General features: G+C 40.7%; 12 protein-coding genes. 6 read left to right on the forward strand and 6 right to left on the reverse strand.

Translation table 11 applies throughout. From position 1 onward, the window contains the following. Nucleotides 1-246 precede the first annotated feature (246 nt). Complete coding sequence (locus RE317_RS00010) at nucleotides 247-2,973, reverse strand: cell surface protein (RefSeq protein WP_237469286.1); 2,727 nt, start codon at nucleotides 2,971-2,973, stop codon at nucleotides 247-249. A gap of 61 nt (nucleotides 2,974-3,034) precedes the next feature. Further along, nucleotides 3,035-3,517, reverse strand: a complete 483-nt coding sequence (locus RE317_RS00015; protein ID WP_008781287.1) for an AraC family transcriptional regulator — start codon at nucleotides 3,515-3,517, stop codon at nucleotides 3,035-3,037. A gap of 592 nt (nucleotides 3,518-4,109) precedes the next feature. On the opposite strand from RE317_RS00015, the gene RE317_RS00020 reads away from it, so the two are divergent. From RE317_RS00020 to RE317_RS00030, 3 genes are read left to right on the forward strand one after another with little or no spacing between them, the layout of a single operon-like run. Further along, nucleotides 4,110-4,889, forward strand: a complete 780-nt coding sequence (locus RE317_RS00020; RefSeq protein WP_005849784.1) for a 4Fe-4S binding protein — start codon at nucleotides 4,110-4,112, stop codon at nucleotides 4,887-4,889. Continuing rightward, the gene (mnmA, locus tag RE317_RS00025) at nucleotides 4,889-6,016 is read left to right on the forward strand and encodes a tRNA 2-thiouridine(34) synthase MnmA (RefSeq protein ID WP_005838738.1); all 1,128 of its coding nucleotides are present in this window, start codon (nucleotides 4,889-4,891) and stop codon (nucleotides 6,014-6,016) included. The genes RE317_RS00020 and mnmA overlap by 1 nt, the downstream gene beginning before the upstream one ends. A gap of 3 nt (nucleotides 6,017-6,019) precedes the next feature. Next, nucleotides 6,020-8,542: a M1 family aminopeptidase gene (locus RE317_RS00030; RefSeq protein ID WP_005849788.1), complete on the forward strand. Its 2,523-nt coding sequence runs from the start codon at nucleotides 6,020-6,022 to the stop codon at nucleotides 8,540-8,542. A gap of 10 nt (nucleotides 8,543-8,552) precedes the next feature. Here the strand turns inward: RE317_RS00030 and RE317_RS00035 are convergent, their stop codons facing one another. The 4 genes from RE317_RS00035 to RE317_RS00050 form a co-directional block, all read right to left on the reverse strand. Next, nucleotides 8,553-9,590 carry a glycoside hydrolase family 18 protein gene (locus RE317_RS00035; protein ID WP_008781289.1) on the reverse strand — a complete coding sequence of 346 codons (1,038 nt, stop codon included), beginning with the start codon at nucleotides 9,588-9,590 and terminating at the stop codon, nucleotides 8,553-8,555. 39 nt (nucleotides 9,591-9,629) lie between these two features. After that, a complete protein-coding gene (locus RE317_RS00040; protein ID WP_005838735.1) occupies nucleotides 9,630-10,550 on the reverse strand; it encodes a carbohydrate kinase in 921 nt (306 codons plus the stop codon). A 110-nt stretch (nucleotides 10,551-10,660) separates the two neighbouring features. Then, nucleotides 10,661-11,263 (reverse strand): SIS domain-containing protein, encoded by a 603-nt coding sequence (locus RE317_RS00045; protein WP_005838734.1) that lies wholly within the window; start codon nucleotides 11,261-11,263, stop codon nucleotides 10,661-10,663. 17 nt (nucleotides 11,264-11,280) lie between these two features. After that, nucleotides 11,281-11,814 (reverse strand): TIGR00730 family Rossman fold protein, encoded by a 534-nt coding sequence (locus RE317_RS00050; RefSeq protein ID WP_008781291.1) that lies wholly within the window; start codon nucleotides 11,812-11,814, stop codon nucleotides 11,281-11,283. Between the two features lie 104 nt (nucleotides 11,815-11,918). Between RE317_RS00050 and RE317_RS00055 the strand changes: the two genes are divergently transcribed. The 3 genes from RE317_RS00055 to RE317_RS00065 all read left to right on the forward strand — a co-directional run bounded on the left by RE317_RS00055 (nucleotide 11,919) and on the right by RE317_RS00065 (nucleotide 19,786). Next, nucleotides 11,919-13,139 (forward strand): pitrilysin family protein, encoded by a 1,221-nt coding sequence (locus tag RE317_RS00055; RefSeq protein ID WP_008666394.1) that lies wholly within the window; start codon nucleotides 11,919-11,921, stop codon nucleotides 13,137-13,139. Nucleotides 13,140-13,237: 98 nt separating this feature from the next. Further along, nucleotides 13,238-15,694, forward strand: a complete 2,457-nt coding sequence (locus RE317_RS00060; RefSeq protein WP_008666395.1) for a glycoside hydrolase N-terminal domain-containing protein — start codon at nucleotides 13,238-13,240, stop codon at nucleotides 15,692-15,694. 204 nt (nucleotides 15,695-15,898) lie between these two features. Continuing rightward, nucleotides 15,899-19,786: a hybrid sensor histidine kinase/response regulator transcription factor gene (locus tag RE317_RS00065; protein WP_117873561.1), complete on the forward strand. Its 3,888-nt coding sequence runs from the start codon at nucleotides 15,899-15,901 to the stop codon at nucleotides 19,784-19,786. Nucleotides 19,787-19,838: the final 52 nt, after the last annotated feature.

Raw genomic sequence — 19,838 nt, forward strand, 5'->3', positions numbered from 1 at the left:
ATATCCTCGTCAATTCTTGGAGGAAAAAGCACTGTTTGGTTGGGATTGTAAGGACGAAAATGTATCTTTGTCATAGTGAAATTCTTATGCCTAAAGATACAAAATCTTTAGGTAATAACAAAGCCCCTGCTTGTGAAAGTCGGGGCTTTGTGCGTAAAAAACAGAAGGTGTGCATTTTGACACACCTTCGTTCTTTATAGAGTAATAGAAAGAATATACATTTAAAGCATAATCTATTCTTCTATGTTATCGTTTGTTAACAGTCATAGCAACTTTAATTATTACATCGTGACCATACATATCCTTGCACTTGATAGTCAATGTAGAAGGAACAGCAGCAGTCGGATTCGTTTCAGAAGACAAAGCAGTAGCCTTGAAACCTGTAATATGCTTATTATTATCTATAATTACATCAAAGTATTCTTCTTCACCATTTGCATCACTGGTCAAAGTCGCATCTGTAATAATCAGACTTGATTCATAAGGTGTACTTAACAGTTTGCTATATCTGCTATCTTTAGCACTTGTTCCAAAAATGAAGCTGTCAGCAGCAAAGTCAAGACGATCTGTACCATAAGTTAATTTTGTAGACGGCATTGCAGTGGTATAATTACCGTCGCTATCCTTATCTGTATACGGAGCGCCTAATTGTTCGCGAGTAGCCCATGCCCAAGTATAAGTGCTATTATAAATACAGTTGTAGATAGTTTCAAATCTTTCAGCTTCTCTAGTTACATCATCATAACCACCTTCAGAATTCTTCACTGAAGAAATCTTACCATAGTTGTAAACCACTGTAGTGGTATGTTTAACTGAGTTGTTGATGTAATCTTTAGCAACTTCTAATGTTTTGTCTCCGGCAACTACTACAGCAACATCTTTATTTCCATCTTTCTTAGATGTAGCGAATGTTATGTTATAGTTAGCGGCAGCACCTGTACCATAGTTGAATACTTCAGACATCTTCATAGAACCCTTTGTAGCTGTTTCAGCTGTCCAAGCGATATCATTGGCGTCATTCATAGGAATCATGTAACAATTATAGATGCCATCAGTAACCTGTGCAGTTTTAACAGAGAATCCCGCAGGAATAGTAGTAGGCAATACCTTAGTCATAGAAACTTTCATAGTGGCTAATACATGTCCTGAAGCATTCTTGATAGTCAATGTTCCATTATAAGTTTTGTTATCTTCATACTTGGTCCAGTCATCAACAGTCGGAACAGTATAAACTTTGGCAACCTTGCTGAAATCTGCCGGGAATGTATTTGGAGCAGCTGTATTGTACAGTACATTATTATTAGCATCAACAAAGATAGCATTGAATGCAGGATTTACATTATTAACCTTGTCTGTAGTCCAAGTAGCAGCAGTCGGAGCAGTTAACTTAGTCAAAGACACAGCAACCTTATCTGACTGAGTGTCAGTAACAGCTTTGTCAGTCGGATTAAGTGCAGTAACAGTAGTGGCAGTAGCATTCCAATCTGTAGCAGCATTACCTAACTGCACATAAAACGCTTTACCATCAGGATCAACTAAAGTACCATCAAAGTTTACAGCATATACACGGAAACCAATAACATCATTAATAGCCGTAGTGCTGTTGATGGTAATTTCTGTAGAAGTACCTTCAACCACTGTATTCAAACCAGAATAAGTATAGCTATTCCATGCATTCAATTCAGACGGTGCAGATTCTACCGCATTAGCCTTATCTAAAACTACATAAATACCACGGATATTTACCGGAGCTGTTACTTTATCATCGGCTGTAGACAAAGCAATTTTGATAGCCTCTCCTTGTACTGCAGGATATAATTTTTGAGTTTGACGGTCGTCTCCGTTATCTACTTTAACATTTGTATTAACCTTATCTAAAGGAATAATGGTAGTAGCCGCATCACTCGTCCAAGCTAATTCTTGATATGTTACATTAGTACCATCTTCTGCTTTAGTGAAACGATTATGAATATCCTTGACGTTTGTTGCATCAACAAAATAGTTTAAAGACTTTTCACCTACATATTCAGTCCAATCCAAAGTTAAGTCATAAGATGAAATAACTTCTCTTGTTTCAGCAGTAGACAAGGTGTTATTTACCTGTACAGCAAAGAGAATAGATTCAGTATCATTGCCAACTTTGGTTTCTGTTACAGCAGAAAAAGCTTTTTCATCATAATTCTTCAAAGCAACTGTAACTTCCCACAATCCGTTGTTTCCTGCCGCACGGCTTAATAATCCATTATATTTCTCAACTTTCTGAACAGATAAAAATTCATTCAAGTTCTGTCCTTGGCTATTAGTCAAAGAAATCATATCAGGAGTAAGAACCGCATTTGTCGGAGATACACGTACTACAAACTTGTCACCAGTCTGAACTTGTTTACCCTTAGTAAATGTTATAGCATTTGTAATACCTTCACTAAATACGTTTTCTTTTTCAATAGCAGTGGAGAAAATCAATTCATCGCCTGTAGGATTAGCAGAATACGAAGCCACCAGTTCTACACTAGTAACCATATCAGCAATCTTGCCTACAATGTCTTCTACTTTCTTAGTGGCAGCATCAACTTTTTCTGCCATTTCTTTCAATGCTGCGTCAGTGGATTCTTCTACTTCTTTTTTCAATGTCTCAATTTCTGCTTGTACAGCTTTGATTGCTTCTGCCTTTGCATCTGCAACAGCCTTGTCTGCAGCGGCTTTTGCAGCAGCGGCAGCATCACCAGCAGCTTTTGCAGCGGTTTCAGCGGCAGTTGCTTTAGCAAGAGCATCGCTTGCATCTTTTGCAGCAGTAGTTAAAGCAGCTTGCAAAGTAGCGATCTGAGAAGTCATGTCCTCCTTAGTCGCCAGTTTGTTAATTTGTTCCTGCAAATTGTCTATGTCATCATCATAGTCTTTACAAGATACAAATGTTCCTGTCGAAGAAACCATCAAGGCTCCGAACAGGATTGCACTTAAAAATTTTTTGTTCATAATAGAAAAACTTTAAATTTATAAATTTAAAAACTCAAAATGTTTATTGTTATAAAAGGACTTAATTGCGTTGAATCATAAAAGGATTCCGACTCTGCGATATATATTGCAGGGGAGTCATGCCAACTACTTTTCTGAACGCCACATAGAACACGCTCTTGGAGGCGAACCCGCAACGGCTGAAAAGCTCATTCACCGGGCAATCTTTACCGTCCAGCAACTCCTTCGCGCGAACCACCCTGTAGGAATTTATTAACCGCTTGAAATTGCATCCGAAGTAGTTGTTCACCGCATTACTCAGGTAGGTCGTATTCGTGCCGACTATTGAACTAAACTTTTCTAAAGAGAGTTTTGAATCCAAATATACTTTTCTGATTTCTAGGTTATACAAAATGCTTTTATAGATCTCAAAATCAACTTTTCTTCCGGGCGCTCCTTTCTCGGTAGACAGTGTATTCCACTGCCGTTCTGCATCTTTAAACAGCTTTTCTTTCTGCGTTGTAGTAGAAAGCTCATTGCTTTGCGTTTGAAATAGAGCATCCATATTTTAGTCAGTTTCTATAATAGCCATAATTTCATCGGACAAAAGTACCCATTTTACTCTATTCTGCAAGACTTTCCACTAAAAATCTTTATAAAATACAGGAATATTTTAAGAAATAGGAATATCTCTATATTCTTTACCTTACAAACAACCATAGAAAGCCCCATAGACCTATTAAAACAAGACATTACTTTCACTATACACCTTAATATAATAGCATAAGTACGCCGAAGAAGTTAAACTTATAACAGTCAAAATATAGCTTAGTCTCTATAAAGCGGAATCCAGAACTTGTAAATTATCCCTTTATTCAACAAAACAAACCAGAAAAGAACAAAATAATCCAATATAAATATGTCATTCATTTTCTAATTAAGAATTATTCAAACTCCCTAAACATGGGATTTTTTTTGTTCACCCCTAAATACATTTTAACTAATATAGCTTACCGTATCACTTCTATTAACTAAAATAGAAAAAAAGATATTTAATAATCATTTTTTACATTCATATAAAGACAATTTTTATCACCTTCACACATCTTATCTATATATTTGGCTACCTTTGGACAAAAGTCACTATATTTGCGTTTATGAAAACATATACAAGCAATCACATCGTATTTTTTTCGCCTACACATACGTCTGCGAAAATAGCCCGTGCCATCGGAGAAAGTATAGGTATGGGCAGAAGAATAGAAATAGATCTCACTACGGATGAGAATAGTAGCCCGATAGAAATCAAAGATTCTATCACGATCATTGCAGTTCCTGTGTATGCAGGCAGGGTAGCCCCAATAGCATTGCAACGGCTACGAAGATTAAAAGGCAACAATGCTCCGGCTATCTTAGTCGCTGTATATGGTAACCGCGATTACGAAGATGCACTGGTCGAATTGAGAGATGAAACTATTCAATTGGGATTCACCCCACTGGCTGCCGGTGCCTTTATTGGTGAACACAGCTACAGCCGTCCTAATATGCCCATTGCAGAAGGCCGTCCGGATGTTACCGATTTACAGATTGCGGAACAATTTGGAAAAGACTGTCTGACAAAACTGGAGAAGGATGAAACATTATCCGATTTTTACCTAAAAGGAAACATACCTTATCGCTTTGTTGGCCCCTCTACTCCTGCCGCTCCAGTCTGCACTGAAGAATGCTTCGCCTGTGGCGAATGCATCGAAGTATGTCCTACTCATGCCATTGCTTTAAGCGATGAAGGAAAAATAGAAACAGAGATTACCAAATGCATCAAGTGCTGCGCTTGCGTAAAAGAATGCCCTAATGGTGCACGAGTTTTTGATACTCCTTACACCCCCATGCTACACCAAAAATGTGCGGCACGCCGTGAACCTGAACTATTTATATAATGAATAACAGAGATAAAAGAGTCCTGGTAGGAATGAGTGGCGGAATAGACAGCTCCGCCACGTGCATCATGCTGCAAGAACAAGGATATGAAGTGGTAGGAGTTACCATGAGAACGTGGGATGTCCCTTCCCGCTTTTCCACCCCCGGTCAAGATGAACCTGATGATGTACTGGAAGCAAGGGCCTTGGCAGAACGGTTGGGAATAGAACACCATGTAGCTGATGTGAGGGAAGAGTTCAAACAGATTATTGTAAAACACTTCATAGATGAGTATATGCAAGGAAGAACTCCCAATCCTTGTGTCCTTTGCAATCCGCTATTCAAAGAGCGAATTCTCTGTGAATGGGCAGACCAAACGAATTGCGCCCATATCTCTACCGGGCATTATTGCAGACTGGAAGAACGGAAGGGAAAACTGTATATAGTAGCGGGAGATGACCAGACAAAAGACCAATCCTATTTTCTATGGAAACTTCCTCAGGAGATACTTCAACGTTTTCTCTTTCCACTGGGAACTTATACCAAGCAGGAGGTACGGGAATATCTCCGACAAAAAGGATTCGAAGCGAAAGCCCGTGGAGGTGAAAGTATGGAAATCTGCTTTATAGAAGGGGATTACCGAAACTTTCTGCGTTCGCAATGCCCGGATATTGACACCCAAGTAGGACCGGGATGGTTTGTAAATAGCAAAGGAGTCAAGATAGGTCAGCACAAAGGCTTTCCTTATTATACAATAGGCCAACGGAAAGGATTGGAAATCGCTTTGGGGCATCCAGCATACGTACTACGCATCAATGCAGAAAAGAATACAGTCATGTTAGGAGATGCCGAGGAACTTAAAGCAGAATATATGTTGGTAGAAGACTATCATATCACAGAAATGCAGGATTTACTGCAATGCAAGGACTTGTCAGTACGTATCCGCTATCGCAGCAAGCCTATTCCGTGTCAAGTGCTCGTATTAGATGAAAAACAACTATTGGTCCGTTTCCTTTCCGAAGCATCCGCCATCGCTCCCGGACAATCAGCCGTTTTTTACGAGGGGAAACGAGTATTGGGAGGTGCATTCATAGCTTCACAGCGCGGCATCCGAAAAATTGCCGCAGATAACCAAGATAAATTTTAGATGATGAAAACATATATCGGATATCTTATTTTCATGTGCAGCTTATTATTATGCAGTTGCCAACAGACCACAAGCAATCCTCGTTTCTACGACGAGGGCGTATCGCAAGAACTGGCAACACTGCGCAAACAGGAGATTAAGGAGTTGAAGTATAAGCTATATTTCTCCATTCCTGAACAGAAATCAGTACCGGTAAATGGAGAGATTACCATTGAATTTAATCTGGATGCACCGCAAGAAATTATTCTCGACTTCAGAGAAAAGCCTGAAAAAATAAAATCGGTATCCGTCAATGGACAAACTGCCCGTTATGAATTCCATAACGAGCACATCATCCTACCTGAAAAAAACATAGTAGAAGGAAAAAATAATATCACGATCAAATTTATTGCCGGAAACCAGTCGCTAAACAGAAATGATGAATTTCTGTATACGCTATTAGTGCCAGACCGTGCCCGTACCTTATTCCCTTGTTTCGAACAGCCGAATCTGAAAGCCACATTTTCCTTACGACTGGATATACCAACAGAATGGAAAGCTGTTTCCAATACCTATATTACTAAAGAAGAAACAAAAGGCAACTGCAAAACAGTAACTTTTGCCCCAACTGAACCATTAAGCACTTATCTTTTTTCCTTTGTCACCGGTAAATTAGAACATCAAGAATATATAGAAGGTAACCGGAAAATCTCAGCATATTACCGCGAAACAGATTCTAAAAAAGTAGCTCAATTAGATACCATCTTCAAACAAGTGACCGCTTCGCTGAACTGGCTGGAAGAATATACCAATGTTCCCTATCCTTTTGCCAAATACGATTTTATTATCTTGCCGGGATTCCAATATGGAGGTATGGAGCACACAGGCGCCACCTTATATAATGACACACAAATGTTCCTAAGCGAAAATCCCACTCCGGATGAAGAACTTCGCCGAACCCAATTAATCGCCCACGAAACCGCCCACATGTGGTTCGGAGATTTAGTAACGATGAACTGGTTTGATGATGTCTGGACTAAAGAGGTATTCGCCAATTATTTTGCAGCTCTGATTACCGAACCATTATTCCCGCAAGTCAATCACCAGCTGAATTGGATGAAGACTTATACAGCCGCATCCTTGTCAGAAGACCGTACACCCGGAACCACTGCTATCCGGCAACCGCTAGATAACCTTCAAAATGCAGGATTAATTTATGGACAGATCATTTATAACAAAGCTCCTGTCATGATGGTAAAACTGGTGGAATCAATGGGAAAAGAAGCATTTCGGGAAGGGATTCAAGAATATTTAAAAACTTACGCTTACGCCAACGCTACTTGGGATGACTTGATACAAATTCTAGACAGTAAAACAGAGCAAGATCTAGCCGCTTTCAGCGATGTATGGGTAAACCAAAAAGGAATGCCGATAATCAAATTCGAAATATCAGACAAACAGTTGACCATACATCAGCAAGATCCATATCAAAGAGGATTAAACTGGCCTCAAAAATTCAATATCACCCTTTGCGGAACAAGGGACACAACGATAGAAGCCAGTCTGACAGACAGCTTATGCCGTATTACGTTACCCTTTACCCCCACCCGTATTCTGCCCAATACGGACGGGAGAGGATATGGTTTGTTTGTTCCTGACAACAACAGTCTCCATTGGCTGCTGGAACATTGGCAAGAAATAGACAATGAAACAACCCGACAGGCAGTTTTAATGATGATGCATGAAAATTATCAAGCAAAAGGAATTCCGAATACTGCATGGATGAATGCATTACTCAACGGAATACATTGTGAAAAGAACCCGTTGATAGCTTCAACATTAACCAATTACCTGTCCTCTCCTCTGCAAGAGATATCTTCGGCAGAACGTGATAAAATAGAAAATGAGCTTTATAAACTCAGCCATTCTCATCCGATTCCTTCTTGTCGCATCCAGTTATTACGCCTTCTGATTACAGAAGCAGCAAGTCCGACTATGATTCAGTGCCTCTATTCCTTATGGGAAACCGAAAGAGTCCAACAATTAAATGAAAGAGATTACACTACATTGGCCTACGAACTGGCCTTGCGCATACCTGAGCAAGGAAAAGAAATACTTCAGACACAACGCCAACGCATCCACAATCCGGACCGTCTACGCCAATTCGATTTCATATCACGTGCGATGACTGCCGATACTTTAAAATTGGACAGTTTATTCCGATCTTTATTGCAAGCGGAAAACAGAAGGATTGAGCCTTGGGCAGCTACAACCTTAAGCTATCTGAATCATCCTACAAGACAAGATTATGCGGTGAAATATATCCGTCCGGCATTGGAAAAGCTGACAGAAGTTCAACGCACCGGAGATATCTTTTTCCCCCGCAATTGGGTCGGGGCTTTATTAAGGAATCACGATAGCGAAGCGGCCTACAAAGAAGTAGAAGCTTTTTTATCGGTTTATCCCGACTATCCGCCTTTATTAAAAAACAAAATACTGCAAGCGGCTTATCCTCTTTACAGAAAATATGCAGATAAGAAAAAATAAACTGAAAGAATCAAGGATTCATTACACCTTGATAGACAGCATGGCGTAATGTACCCTTTTCATCATCGCTATCATAGTCCCAGTACATAGCCCCCAGCATCCCTTTCTGATGCAGGAACTGGCACTTGAATGCGATGGACTGGGCATTCTCATAATTAACGACCACATGTCCTTGCGAATTTATCATATAAGGAACTTGTGCCACACTATCCCAACAACTCTGTAAAGAATCCAAAGCGATAATATGACGATAATCCAATAATTCCGGAGCTTCATTAGTCCCATGCCCATAGAACGGAATACCCAATACCAAGCGTCCGACAGGAAAACCTGCGGCAACATGGGCGGCAACCGCATCCTCGCAAGACCATTCCTCAGTCATTTCCGAACGGTACAAGGCCGAATGGTGATTAGGAGATTCCTCCATATCGTATGTCATGATATTGACATAATCCACATAAGGTTCGACAGCCTTTAAGTTGTAATATTTGGCACCTGCCTGTGTAGCAATGGTCAGCAGTTTGTCTTTACCGATAGCATGGCGTATATCCTTCATCAACAAAGAAAAGTTATCAGTATCTTCCGGCGAAAAAGATACACCGGCAGTTCCTATACCGGGATATTCCCAATCTATATCAATTCCGTCCAAATCAAACTGGTCTATCACCCGTTTACAATCTGCGGCAAACGCCATACGTGTACTATCTGTCTGTGCCATCTCACTAAACCGACTGCTTCCCCACCCGCCTACGGACAGCAAAACTTTCAAAGACGGTTTTTTTTCACGCAGCCCCACTACCATTTGCAAACGTGGTTCATTATCTATACGTATTCCTTTGAAATTATCTGTAACATGCCCGAACGCATAATTAATATGAGTCAAACATGCCGGATCAGGCGTACTTTCTCCCCATGAGGTGACATATGCCAAAACCACATATTTCGATTCATTCTCCGCTACCTCAATCTGCGAAGACCGCTTTTTGTCCTGACAGGCAACCACCAGCAGCAAAAAGGAAAGACCTGCTATTAATTTAAAGGTTCTCATACATAATAAAAGAGTTTAAAACAATGAGAGCTATCCGATTTATCTGTAACCGGCAGCAAACTCTTTTGAAATCGAATTATTCAAACTCATACAAACATCGGCACTGAAATCCTTTCCACAACGAATCACATGGTCCCAGTCATCTTCCGACAGTTCATCCAAATCATCCCGGCGGATACGATATTTTAGCAATCCGAAAACTACTCCGGCGTTAAAATTATCTCCGGCTCCCACCGTACTGACAGTCTGCAAAGGATCCACTTCATAATGCTTTTTTATATTCTTTGTATACAGGCGAATTCCTCTTCCACCGTGCGTGCAAATAAAATGCGGACAATAAAATTCAATCTTACTTTTATAAACCTTATCCGCATCTGTCAAACCAAACATATTCTCAAAATCCTCAACGGAGCCGCGAATGATATCAGCATATTCAAAATTCTCAAGAATAACAGGAAGCAGCTTTATCGCCTCGTTCTTGTGAGTACTGCGGAAATTCACGTCATAATAAATGATAGCCCCTTTTTCACGAGCTTTATCCAACAGTTCTTTCACCTTATCACGCAATTGAGGCGTTACAGCATAATAAGAGCCGATCATCACAATGTCATCCCGATGTATTTCAGGCATTGTCACATCCAGCCTCAACCGTGGATAATCTTTATAAAAAAGATATTCAGCATCATTCTGTTCATTCAGAAAAGCTAAAGACACAGGTGACTTTCCTTCAGGAAACACGTTCACATGATCTGTGCTTACTCCATTCTCTCGCATAAACTTCAGAATGATATCGCCCACTTTGTCATTTCCCGTTTCACTGATAAAAGTTACATTGACTCCCAAACGCCCCAATGAAATAATTCCATTGAAAACCGAGCCACCGGGAACAGCTGCCGTAGGTTGGCTATCTTTAAAAAGAATATCCAGAATGGTTTCACCTATACCTATTACTTTTCTCATTTTTATATTTACGATTTATATACATAAAACCGGAACACAAATGACACAAATCCTTTAATAAAATGCTATTTGTATTATTTGTGTCCTTTGCGTTCCGGTTCTATTTTATTTTACTTACTTAACTCGCGTGAACGCTCACCTAAGTACCCTCCATGATGGCGTTTGCTATACTCTTCGATGGTAAAACCAGTCTTTTTCATGGTTTCCACTACCAAAATATCACCTATCACGGTCATAACTGTAGTTGAAGTTGTGGGGGTCATACCCAAAGCACACACTTCATCAGGATGCCCGGTGCATAAACAAATATCAGACTCCCGGGCCAATGGACTATCCGCATTTCCGGTAATAACAATATATTTCAAATTTGGGTTCAAATTATGTGCAAGTTGTGTCAGTTCCACAATTTCACGGGTTTTTCCTGAATTAGAAATCAGAAGCAGCAAATCATTCTCCTGCAAAATCCCCAAATCCCCATGTTGGGCTTCGCTGGGATGTAAAAACACTGCCGGAATACCTGTAGAGCAAAAAGTCGTAGCTATATTCATAGCTATCTGTCCGGCCTTACCCATACCGGTAGTCACCAGCTTTCCTTTTTTACGGTGTATTTGCTCAACTATCAATTCCACTGCTTTCTCATAAGCATCAGTTATAGGAATATTCAAAACAGCCTGAGCCTCTTTCTGCAACAATTCGTGTATAGATGTCATCATAATAGGTTACATGAATATTATTTAAGTAGTTCGGTTAGTTCTCTCAAGTCATTGGCAACAGCAAAATAACTGTTCAACGGATAATGGGCAAAATGCTGCCTCTCCAATCCGGCCAAAAAGTCGATAATGCCATTCCAAAAGCCATTTATATTATAAAAAATTACTTTTTTACGATGATAGTCCAGCGTAGCGGCCGCCATTACATGAAAAACCTCATCCAGTGTACCCACTCCTCCCGGCAAAGCTATCACTACATCCGATTCATTCAACATCACATCTTTACGGTCACTCAAATTATCCGTACGGAAAGTCACATCCACCAAATCGCTGGCTCGTCCACGTTCTTCCAGCTTGGTCGGAATAACTCCCATTATCATCGAACCGTTGTCTTTGGCTGCCTTGGCAATACATTCCATCAATCCGATATTAGCACCTCCATACACTAACGTCTTCTTGTTTTGTCCCATCCAAACGCCCAACTCACGTGCTTTTTCAAAAAACACAGGCTCTATATTCTCGGATGCGGAACAGAAAATAGCAATTTTATCCATCATCTTGTTTTCTGTTAGTAAATACAAATATCTGCATTTTTTGAAGAACGGCAATAACTTTTGTTGTATTTTTGCCAACCGAAACTTATTTGAAGCAAAAAACAATGTCATACAATACTTTCACCTTGCCTAACGGGCTGCGCATTATTCACGCTCCCAATCAGTCTAATGTAGCCTATTGCGGCTTTGCCGTCGATGCCGGAACCCGTGATGAAAACGAACAGGAACAGGGAATGGCCCATTTCGTGGAACACCTTATCTTTAAAGGAACACAAAAAAGACATGCATGGCACATCCTGAACCGCATGGAAAATGTAGGCGGAGATTTAAATGCATATACGAATAAGGAAGAAACAGTGATATACAGTGCTTTTCTGGTAGAACACTTCTCACGGGCAGCAGAACTGCTGGCAGATATTGTATTTCACAGCACCTTCCCACAACATGAGATTGACAAAGAAGTGGAAGTGATTATTGATGAAATACAAAGTTATGAAGACAGTCCGTCAGAACTGATTTTTGATGATTTCGAGGAATTGATTTTTCCCAATCATCCTTTGGGAAGGAATATTTTGGGCAAACCGGACTTATTGCGTAGTTTCAAAAGTGAACACGCCTTGAATTTTACTTCCCGTTTTTACAAAGCTACCAATATGATCTTTTTCATTCAAGGCAATATAGACTTTAAGAAAGTGATACGCACCATAGAGAAAGTGACAACCGACATCCCTTTTTCCATTACCGAACGCCAACGGACAGAACCTTTTCTCTATATTCCTAAGACATTGACACTGAATAAAGAAACACATCAAGCCCATGTAATGATAGGTAGCCGGGGATATAATGCATATAATGAAAAACGAACCGGACTTTACCTGCTGAACAATCTGCTGGGAGGACCCGGTATGAACAGCCGGCTGAACGTTTCCTTGCGCGAACGCCGGGGGCTGGTCTATAACGTAGAAGCCAATCTGACCTCATACACAGACACAGGAGTGTTCTGCATCTATTTCGGAACAGATCCGGAAGATGCAGACCGTTGCATCGGACTAGTTCATAAAGAATTGAAAAAACTGCGTGACAGCAAACTAAGTTCCTCACAACTGAGTGCAGCAAAAAAACAGATCATCGGACAAATAGGAGTTGCCGGAGACAATTTTGAGAACAATGCATTGGATATGGGAAAAACGTTCTTGCACTATGGTAAATTTGAAGGTCCGGAAGAAGTATTCAAACGGATAGAAATGCTGACAGCAGAACATCTGTGGGATATCGCCAATGAAATGTTCGATGAAAATTATCTTTCAACCTTGATATACCTATAAAAACAGGAAATCACCCTAAATTTCAAACATTACATTTCTCACAAATAAAAATCTAATTGTATTTTTGTAGAAATACCTTTAACTAATATCATTAATTTATGAAGAAACTTCAACTATGCATTTTAGGAAGCTTATTCGCAGTTTCCTTACAAGCACAGAGTACAGATTACACCAAAGGACTGAGCATCTGGTTTGATACCCCTAATAATTTGGACGGACGCGCTTCCTGGTATTCTCCTGCAACAGACAAAGCATGGGAAAACAACTCACTCCCCATAGGAAACGGCAGTTTGGGAGGTAATGTTATGGGATCTATAGCGGCAGAACGAATCACTTTAAACGAAAAGACACTATGGCGCGGAGGACCGAACACAGAAAAGGGAGCAGCTTATTATTGGAACGTAAATAAAGAGTCGGCACACCTGTTACCCGAAATCCGCCAAGCATTCACAGACGGTAACCAGAAAAAAGCAGAAGAACTTACCTGCAAAAACTTCAACGGACTGGCCGATTATGAGCCAAGCCGTGAAACACCTTTTCGCTTCGGCTCCTTTACTACATTGGGAGAAGCTTACATCGAAACCGGTTTAAGTGAAATCGGTATGACCGATTATAAACGCATCCTGTCTCTTGACTCGGCCATGGCAATAGTCAGTTTTCGCAAAGATGAAGTGAACTACGAGCGTAAATACTTCGTTTCCTACCCCGACAGCGTGATGGTACTGAAGTTCACAGCCGACCGTCCCGGCATGCAAAACCTGATATTCAGCTATGGCAGCAACCCTGAAGCCATAGGTGATATCAAAACAGACGGTCCCAATCGTTTGCTCTATACCGGTCGCCTCAAAAACAACCAAATGAAATTTGCTCTCCGCATACAAGCCATAAACAAAGGAGGAAGCCTGAACACGACTGATGGCAAATTCATTGTCCGCAATGCGGATGAAGTCATTTTTCTGCTGACCGCAGATACCGATTATAAACTCAACTTCAATCCAGACTTCAAAGACCCCAAGACGTATGTCGGTCCTGATCCGGACCAAACAACCCTAGCCATGCTAGACGCTGCCGCTGCCAAAAATTACAACGAATTATGCGAGCGACACAAAACGGACTATACCCAACTGTTTGGCAGAGTCAAACTACAACTGAACCCTCATGCTCCTATGACCTTGCAATATCCTGCCGTTACAGATCTTCCCACCCATCAACGTCTGGCACGCTATCGCAAAGGAAATCCGGACTACCGGCTGGAAGAAATCTATTATCAGTTCGGACGATACTTATTAATTGCCAGTTCACGCCCCGGCAATCTCCCGGCCAACCTGCAAGGAATGTGGGCCAACGGGGTAGATGGCCCATGGCATGTAGATTACCATAATAATATCAATATCCAGATGAACTACTGGCCTGCTTGCTCCACCAATCTGAACGAATGTGTATGGCCTTTGATAGACTTCATCCGTACCTTGGTAAAGCCGGGAGAAAAAACAGCCCAAGCCTATTTCGGCGCACGCGGATGGACAGCCTCCATATCCGGAAACATTTTCGGATTTACTTCCCCTTTGACCGATGAAAATATGTCCTGGAACTTTAACCCGATGGCAGGTCCCTGGCTGGCAACTCACATTTGGGAATACTATGATTACACCCGAGACAAAAAATTCCTGAAAGAAGTAGGCTATGATCTTATCAAGAGCAGTGCCAACTTTGCTGTAGACTATTTATGGCATAAACCGGACGGGACCTACACTGCTGCTCCTTCCACTTCTCCCGAGCATGGGCCTGTAGACCAAGGAGCTACTTTTGTACATGCTGTAGTCCGCGAAATATTGCTCAACGCCATTGATGCCAGCAAAGCACTGGGTGTCGATTCCAAAGACCGTAAACAATGGCAATATGTACTGAAACATCTTGTACCCTATCAAATAGGACGTTATGGTCAGTTAATGGAATGGTCAACAGACATAGACGATCCCAAAGACGAGCATCGTCACGTCAACCATTTATTCGGACTGCATCCGGGCCACACCCTTTCACCAATTACTACTCCCGAATTAACCAATGCCGCCAAAGTTGTTTTAGAACACCGCGGTGACGGAGCTACCGGCTGGAGCATGGGATGGAAACTGAATCAATGGGCACGTCTGCAAGACGGCAACCACGCCTACAAACTATTTGGCAACTTACTAAAAAATGGAACTTTGGACAACTTATGGGATACCCATCCGCCTTTCCAGATTGACGGTAACTTTGGCGGAACTGCCGGTATCACAGAAATGTTGTTGCAAAGTCACATGGGATTCATCCAATTACTCCCAGCCTTGCCAGACGCATGGAAAGAAGGTTCTGTCAAAGGGCTTTGTGCCAAAGGTAACTTTGAAATTGACATTATCTGGCAGGATGGTAAATTAAAAGAAGCCGTCATTCTGTCCAAAGCCGGTGAGCCCTGCAATCTGAGATATGGTAACCTGACTTTTACCTTTAAGACAACTAAAGGAAAGACATATAAAGTAATGGTTGAGAATGAGAAACTGAAAAAAATCCCCTTATAAGGACAAAAAAACAGTCAGACAAATCCCCCTCATCTTTTAATCTATTTTGTCATTCTGAACACTATGTTATCTTTTACATCTGTTCAGAATGACAAATTATATATAATATCACAGTCATTCGGTTATCAATATCCTCTTTTCGCTTTGAATTTCAAAACCTATTTCTTATATTTGTACAAATATTTGTTTTAAGACCTTATCTGAATGAGAAAAACCGTCTATGTAATCCTGGTTCTATGTTGTTTTATCATAAAGACTTATTCCATCAACCGTCCTTATTATCATTTTAAACAACTTTCTATTAAAGAAGGACTTCCAACCTCTATTATATCCCTATACGATGACAAAAACGGTTCATTATGGGTCGGAACCACTCAGGGAATATATCGTTTCAATGGAGAAAAAATCAAGAAATATAATCTACCGTATTTATTACGTAAAAACAGCCATTACATCAACGATATTTTCGGAGATAATGAAGAACGGATATGGGCGATCACCTCACAAGGAATCAGTTATTATGAATATGAGAAAGATTCCCTGCAAATTTTTCTGCGACATAATCAGCCGGTAAAAGCTTCCATTATAACAACTGAAGGAAGCAAGCTGCTGATACCTGTAACCGACACATTGCTTGTATATGAAAATGAATTAAAACATTCCAAAGCAATCCCTTTAAAAACAACAGGAATCCATATTATCAAGATGGAGCCTTTCGACTCCACTCATTACCTGATAATAAACAATGCATGGGAAATAAAGCTATTAAATAAACATACAGGAGAAATAACTGATTCTCCATTCGGTGAATTATCCAATGCATACGATCTATATAAGGATTCCTCCGGACGTTACTGGGTTTCCTTCTACGGGCAAGGAGTAAAATGTTATAATCAGGATGGACAACTGCTGACCTCCTATAATACCCGTAATTCAAACTTGAGCAACGATATTGTTCTTGATATAACAGAATGGGATAAAGCCATTTGGCTGGCAACAGATGGTGGCGGAGTGAATATAATCTATCCGGACACTCATGATATTCAAATCTTATCAAACAAAGAAAACCGGCAATTCCCTGCCAATTCAGTCACATGCCTATGCCACAGCAACAACCACATGTGGATAGGTATGGTGCGGGAAGGCGTACTAGGAGCAGAAAAAGGTTTTATCACTACCTATACCAAAGCTGCACAAAACCCAGCCTCAGGCTTGTCCGACAAATGCCCCTTATGCCTATGGGAAGATAAAGACGGACGGATCTGGATTGGTACGGACGGAGGCGGTATCAACTGCTTTGACCCGCAAACGGAACGTTTTACCCACTATCCGCAAACATTGGGAGAAAAAATAGTATCCATTTGCCCTTTATCCGAAACCGAACTGCTAGCATCCAGTTTTTCAAAAGGAATCTTCCGCTTCAATAAAAAGACAGGAAACTACCAGCGCTTCTCTCTTCCGGACAAAGATGCAGAAGCAAAGCTGGCAAGCTCCAGTGCACCCACCAATATACGAGTTAATGATCGGAACGAAATAGAACTATACGGTAATGCTTTTTACCGATATATTCCCGGAAGCCAACAACTTATTCCCATCCACTTCAAGAACAAACAATTACAATATTCCTGGATCTATATTGGAAAATACCGTACTTATCCATTTTTTCATGACCGAAACAATGTATTCCAATACAACAAAGAGAAAAACGAATACGAAACCATAGCTTATGAGAAAAATAACCAGATATTAGCTGCAAGCATTGATTCTTTAGGGACTCTATGGATAGCCGAACCTAATGGAGTCACCAGAATTCACCTGCCCTCAAACCGTAAAGAGCCATTAAAGCTACCCGATGGAAATGACGTAATCACTTCTTTAGTCATTGACCATGAAGGCATCGTATGGATGGGGTCATTGGGAATCATATACGCTTATAATCCACATAAAAATCATTTTGTCATCTACAATGAGATGGACGGCATATTACCTAACGACTTTTTAGCCAAACCTGCATTGGTGGCAAGTGACGGCAACATATACATGGGTGGCTCCGAGGGATTGGTACGAATCAACAAAGCTTTAAAACCAGCTTCGGCTCCACCTCCCATCACACTTAAGTTGCAAGAAATAGCATTGAACGGCACAACAGTTCACTTCATCCCCCGATCAACTATGGAAATTCCTTATAATTTCTCCTCCCTAAAAATACATACACAACTGGAAGGGGGAAATGTATTTCACAAGCGCATCTACCGGTTCCGTATAAAAGGGCTGAACACAGAATACACAGAAACATCCCGTCCCCATCTTGTTTTACATACCATTTCTCCGGGCGACTATAAAATAACGGTTCAATGTACACAGAACGATGGTAGCTGGAGTCCTGAATTCACTTTGCTGAAATTCACTGTCCTTCCTCCGTGGTGGCAACAATCCTGGTTCATCCTATTATGTGCGGTCATCATCATTCTTTTCATTATCTATACCATAAAAGCTCACGACCGTCAACTGAAACGGAAATACAAGGAACAGGAACGTACCATCTACAAGGAAAAAGTGAAAGCTTTGATCAATATCAACCATGAACTGCGTACCCCTTTAACCTTAATTTATACACCGTTGAAACAACTTACAAACAGCAAACAAATCCCCTATGAACTCCGTGGCAAACTATATGGTGCGTTCAAGCAAGCACGACAAATGAAAAACATCATTGACATGATTCTGAATATGCGCAAGATGGAAGTAGAGAAAAATATCCTGCGCATGTCTTCCACGCCCTTCAACGAATGGTTGCAAAGTATCCTAAATGATTTCAAGGATGAACTTTCGTTACGTAATATCTCATTGGCATTTACTCCTGACACTACCATAGAAACTATGTATTTTGACCGCAGTCAATGTGAAATCGTCGTTAACAACCTATTGACAAATGCCTATAAATTCAGCGAAGAAAATTCTACTGTCACTGTTTCCACTTACCTCGAAGGTAATGGAAGCCGTGTACGGGTAACTATAAAAGATGAGGGAATAGGTCTTCAAGAAGAAGATATAGCCAATTTATTCACTCGCTTCTATCAGGGTAAACATAGCTTTCAAGGTAACGGAATCGGCTTGTCATACGCCAAACAACTGGTAGAAATGCACGGAGGCATCATCGGAGCCCAAAATAATGAAACCAAAGGAGCGACTTTCTTTTTCACATTACCGTATAGACAGGAAGCCGCCGACATTCAATCTACACCTCAAACCTATTTGAATGATGCATTGCATCTATCAGCCGACATCGATTACAAACAACCTCAACAAGACAGCATAGAGAAATTTCATTCTATTCTAATAGTGGAAGATGATCGCGACTTATGTAATTACCTGATTTGCAACCTACAAGTTCTGTTTGAAGAAGTGTATGAAGCTCATGATGGCATGGAAGCTCTTCCTATCCTTACGTCACAACGCCCCCAAATTGTATTAAGTGATGTCAAAATGCCCCGCATGAACGGATTTGAACTATGCCGCTATATCAAACAAAAACCAGACTTAAACTATATGCCTGTGATACTGCTTACTTCCTGTGTCGATGACGCCAGTATAGAAGAAGGATACAAAACAGGAGCAGAAGCCTATATAACCAAACCGTTTGACATGGATTTACTTTCTATCCAGATACAGAATATCATGCATAATCACAACATCGTGAAAAAGCACTATGCCACCATAGATATCCCTATACCCAAACAAGAAAATCTGAATCACATCAATGAGCAGCTGATGCTTCAATTCAGCCGCATTGTCAATGAAAATATCAACAATGTGGATATGGATGTCAATTTCATAGCAAAGCAAATGGGAATGAGCCGTGCGTCACTCTACAACAAGACTAAAGGAATGATGGATATAGGCATCAGTGAATACATCATAAAATGCCGTTTGGAATATGCCCGTAAATTACTAGATGCCACCACACTATCCATAAGCGAAGTAGCAGAACAGTCAGGATTCAAGCATTCACGCAATTTCAGCACTGTATTCAAAAATGCAATGGGAATGAGTCCGTCCGATTATAGAAAAAAAGATTCCCGACCTTCTTGAAAACAGAAAGACCGGGAATACTTCATGCTATGTTAAATTTAGGTCAGATTAG

Source organism: Phocaeicola sp. GP0067 (genome assembly GCF_031119655.1).
Classification (GTDB): domain Bacteria; phylum Bacteroidota; class Bacteroidia; order Bacteroidales; family Bacteroidaceae; genus Phocaeicola; species Phocaeicola vulgatus.

Excerpts from the sequence above, each read along its gene's own strand:
- RE317_RS00040 (WP_005838735.1), bottom strand. The coding sequence starts at position 10,550 with ATGAGAAAAGTAATAGGTATAGGTGAAACCATTCTGGATATTCTTTTT.
- RE317_RS00050 (WP_008781291.1), bottom strand. The coding sequence starts at position 11,814 with ATGGATAAAATTGCTATTTTCTGTTCCGCATCCGAGAATATAGAGCCT.
- RE317_RS00015 (WP_008781287.1), bottom strand. The coding sequence starts at position 3,517 with ATGGATGCTCTATTTCAAACGCAAAGCAATGAGCTTTCTACTACAACG.
- RE317_RS00010 (WP_237469286.1), bottom strand. The coding sequence starts at position 2,973 with ATGAACAAAAAATTTTTAAGTGCAATCCTGTTCGGAGCCTTGATGGTT.
- RE317_RS00030 (WP_005849788.1), top strand. The coding sequence starts at position 6,020 with ATGAAAACATATATCGGATATCTTATTTTCATGTGCAGCTTATTATTA.
- RE317_RS00055 (WP_008666394.1), top strand. The coding sequence starts at position 11,919 with ATGTCATACAATACTTTCACCTTGCCTAACGGGCTGCGCATTATTCAC.
- RE317_RS00045 (WP_005838734.1), bottom strand. The coding sequence starts at position 11,263 with ATGATGACATCTATACACGAATTGTTGCAGAAAGAGGCTCAGGCTGTT.
- RE317_RS00020 (WP_005849784.1), top strand. The coding sequence starts at position 4,110 with ATGAAAACATATACAAGCAATCACATCGTATTTTTTTCGCCTACACAT.
- mnmA (WP_005838738.1), top strand. The coding sequence starts at position 4,889 with ATGAATAACAGAGATAAAAGAGTCCTGGTAGGAATGAGTGGCGGAATA.
- RE317_RS00060 (WP_008666395.1), top strand. The coding sequence starts at position 13,238 with ATGAAGAAACTTCAACTATGCATTTTAGGAAGCTTATTCGCAGTTTCC.
- RE317_RS00065 (WP_117873561.1), top strand. The coding sequence starts at position 15,899 with ATGAGAAAAACCGTCTATGTAATCCTGGTTCTATGTTGTTTTATCATA.
- RE317_RS00035 (WP_008781289.1), bottom strand. The coding sequence starts at position 9,590 with ATGAGAACCTTTAAATTAATAGCAGGTCTTTCCTTTTTGCTGCTGGTG.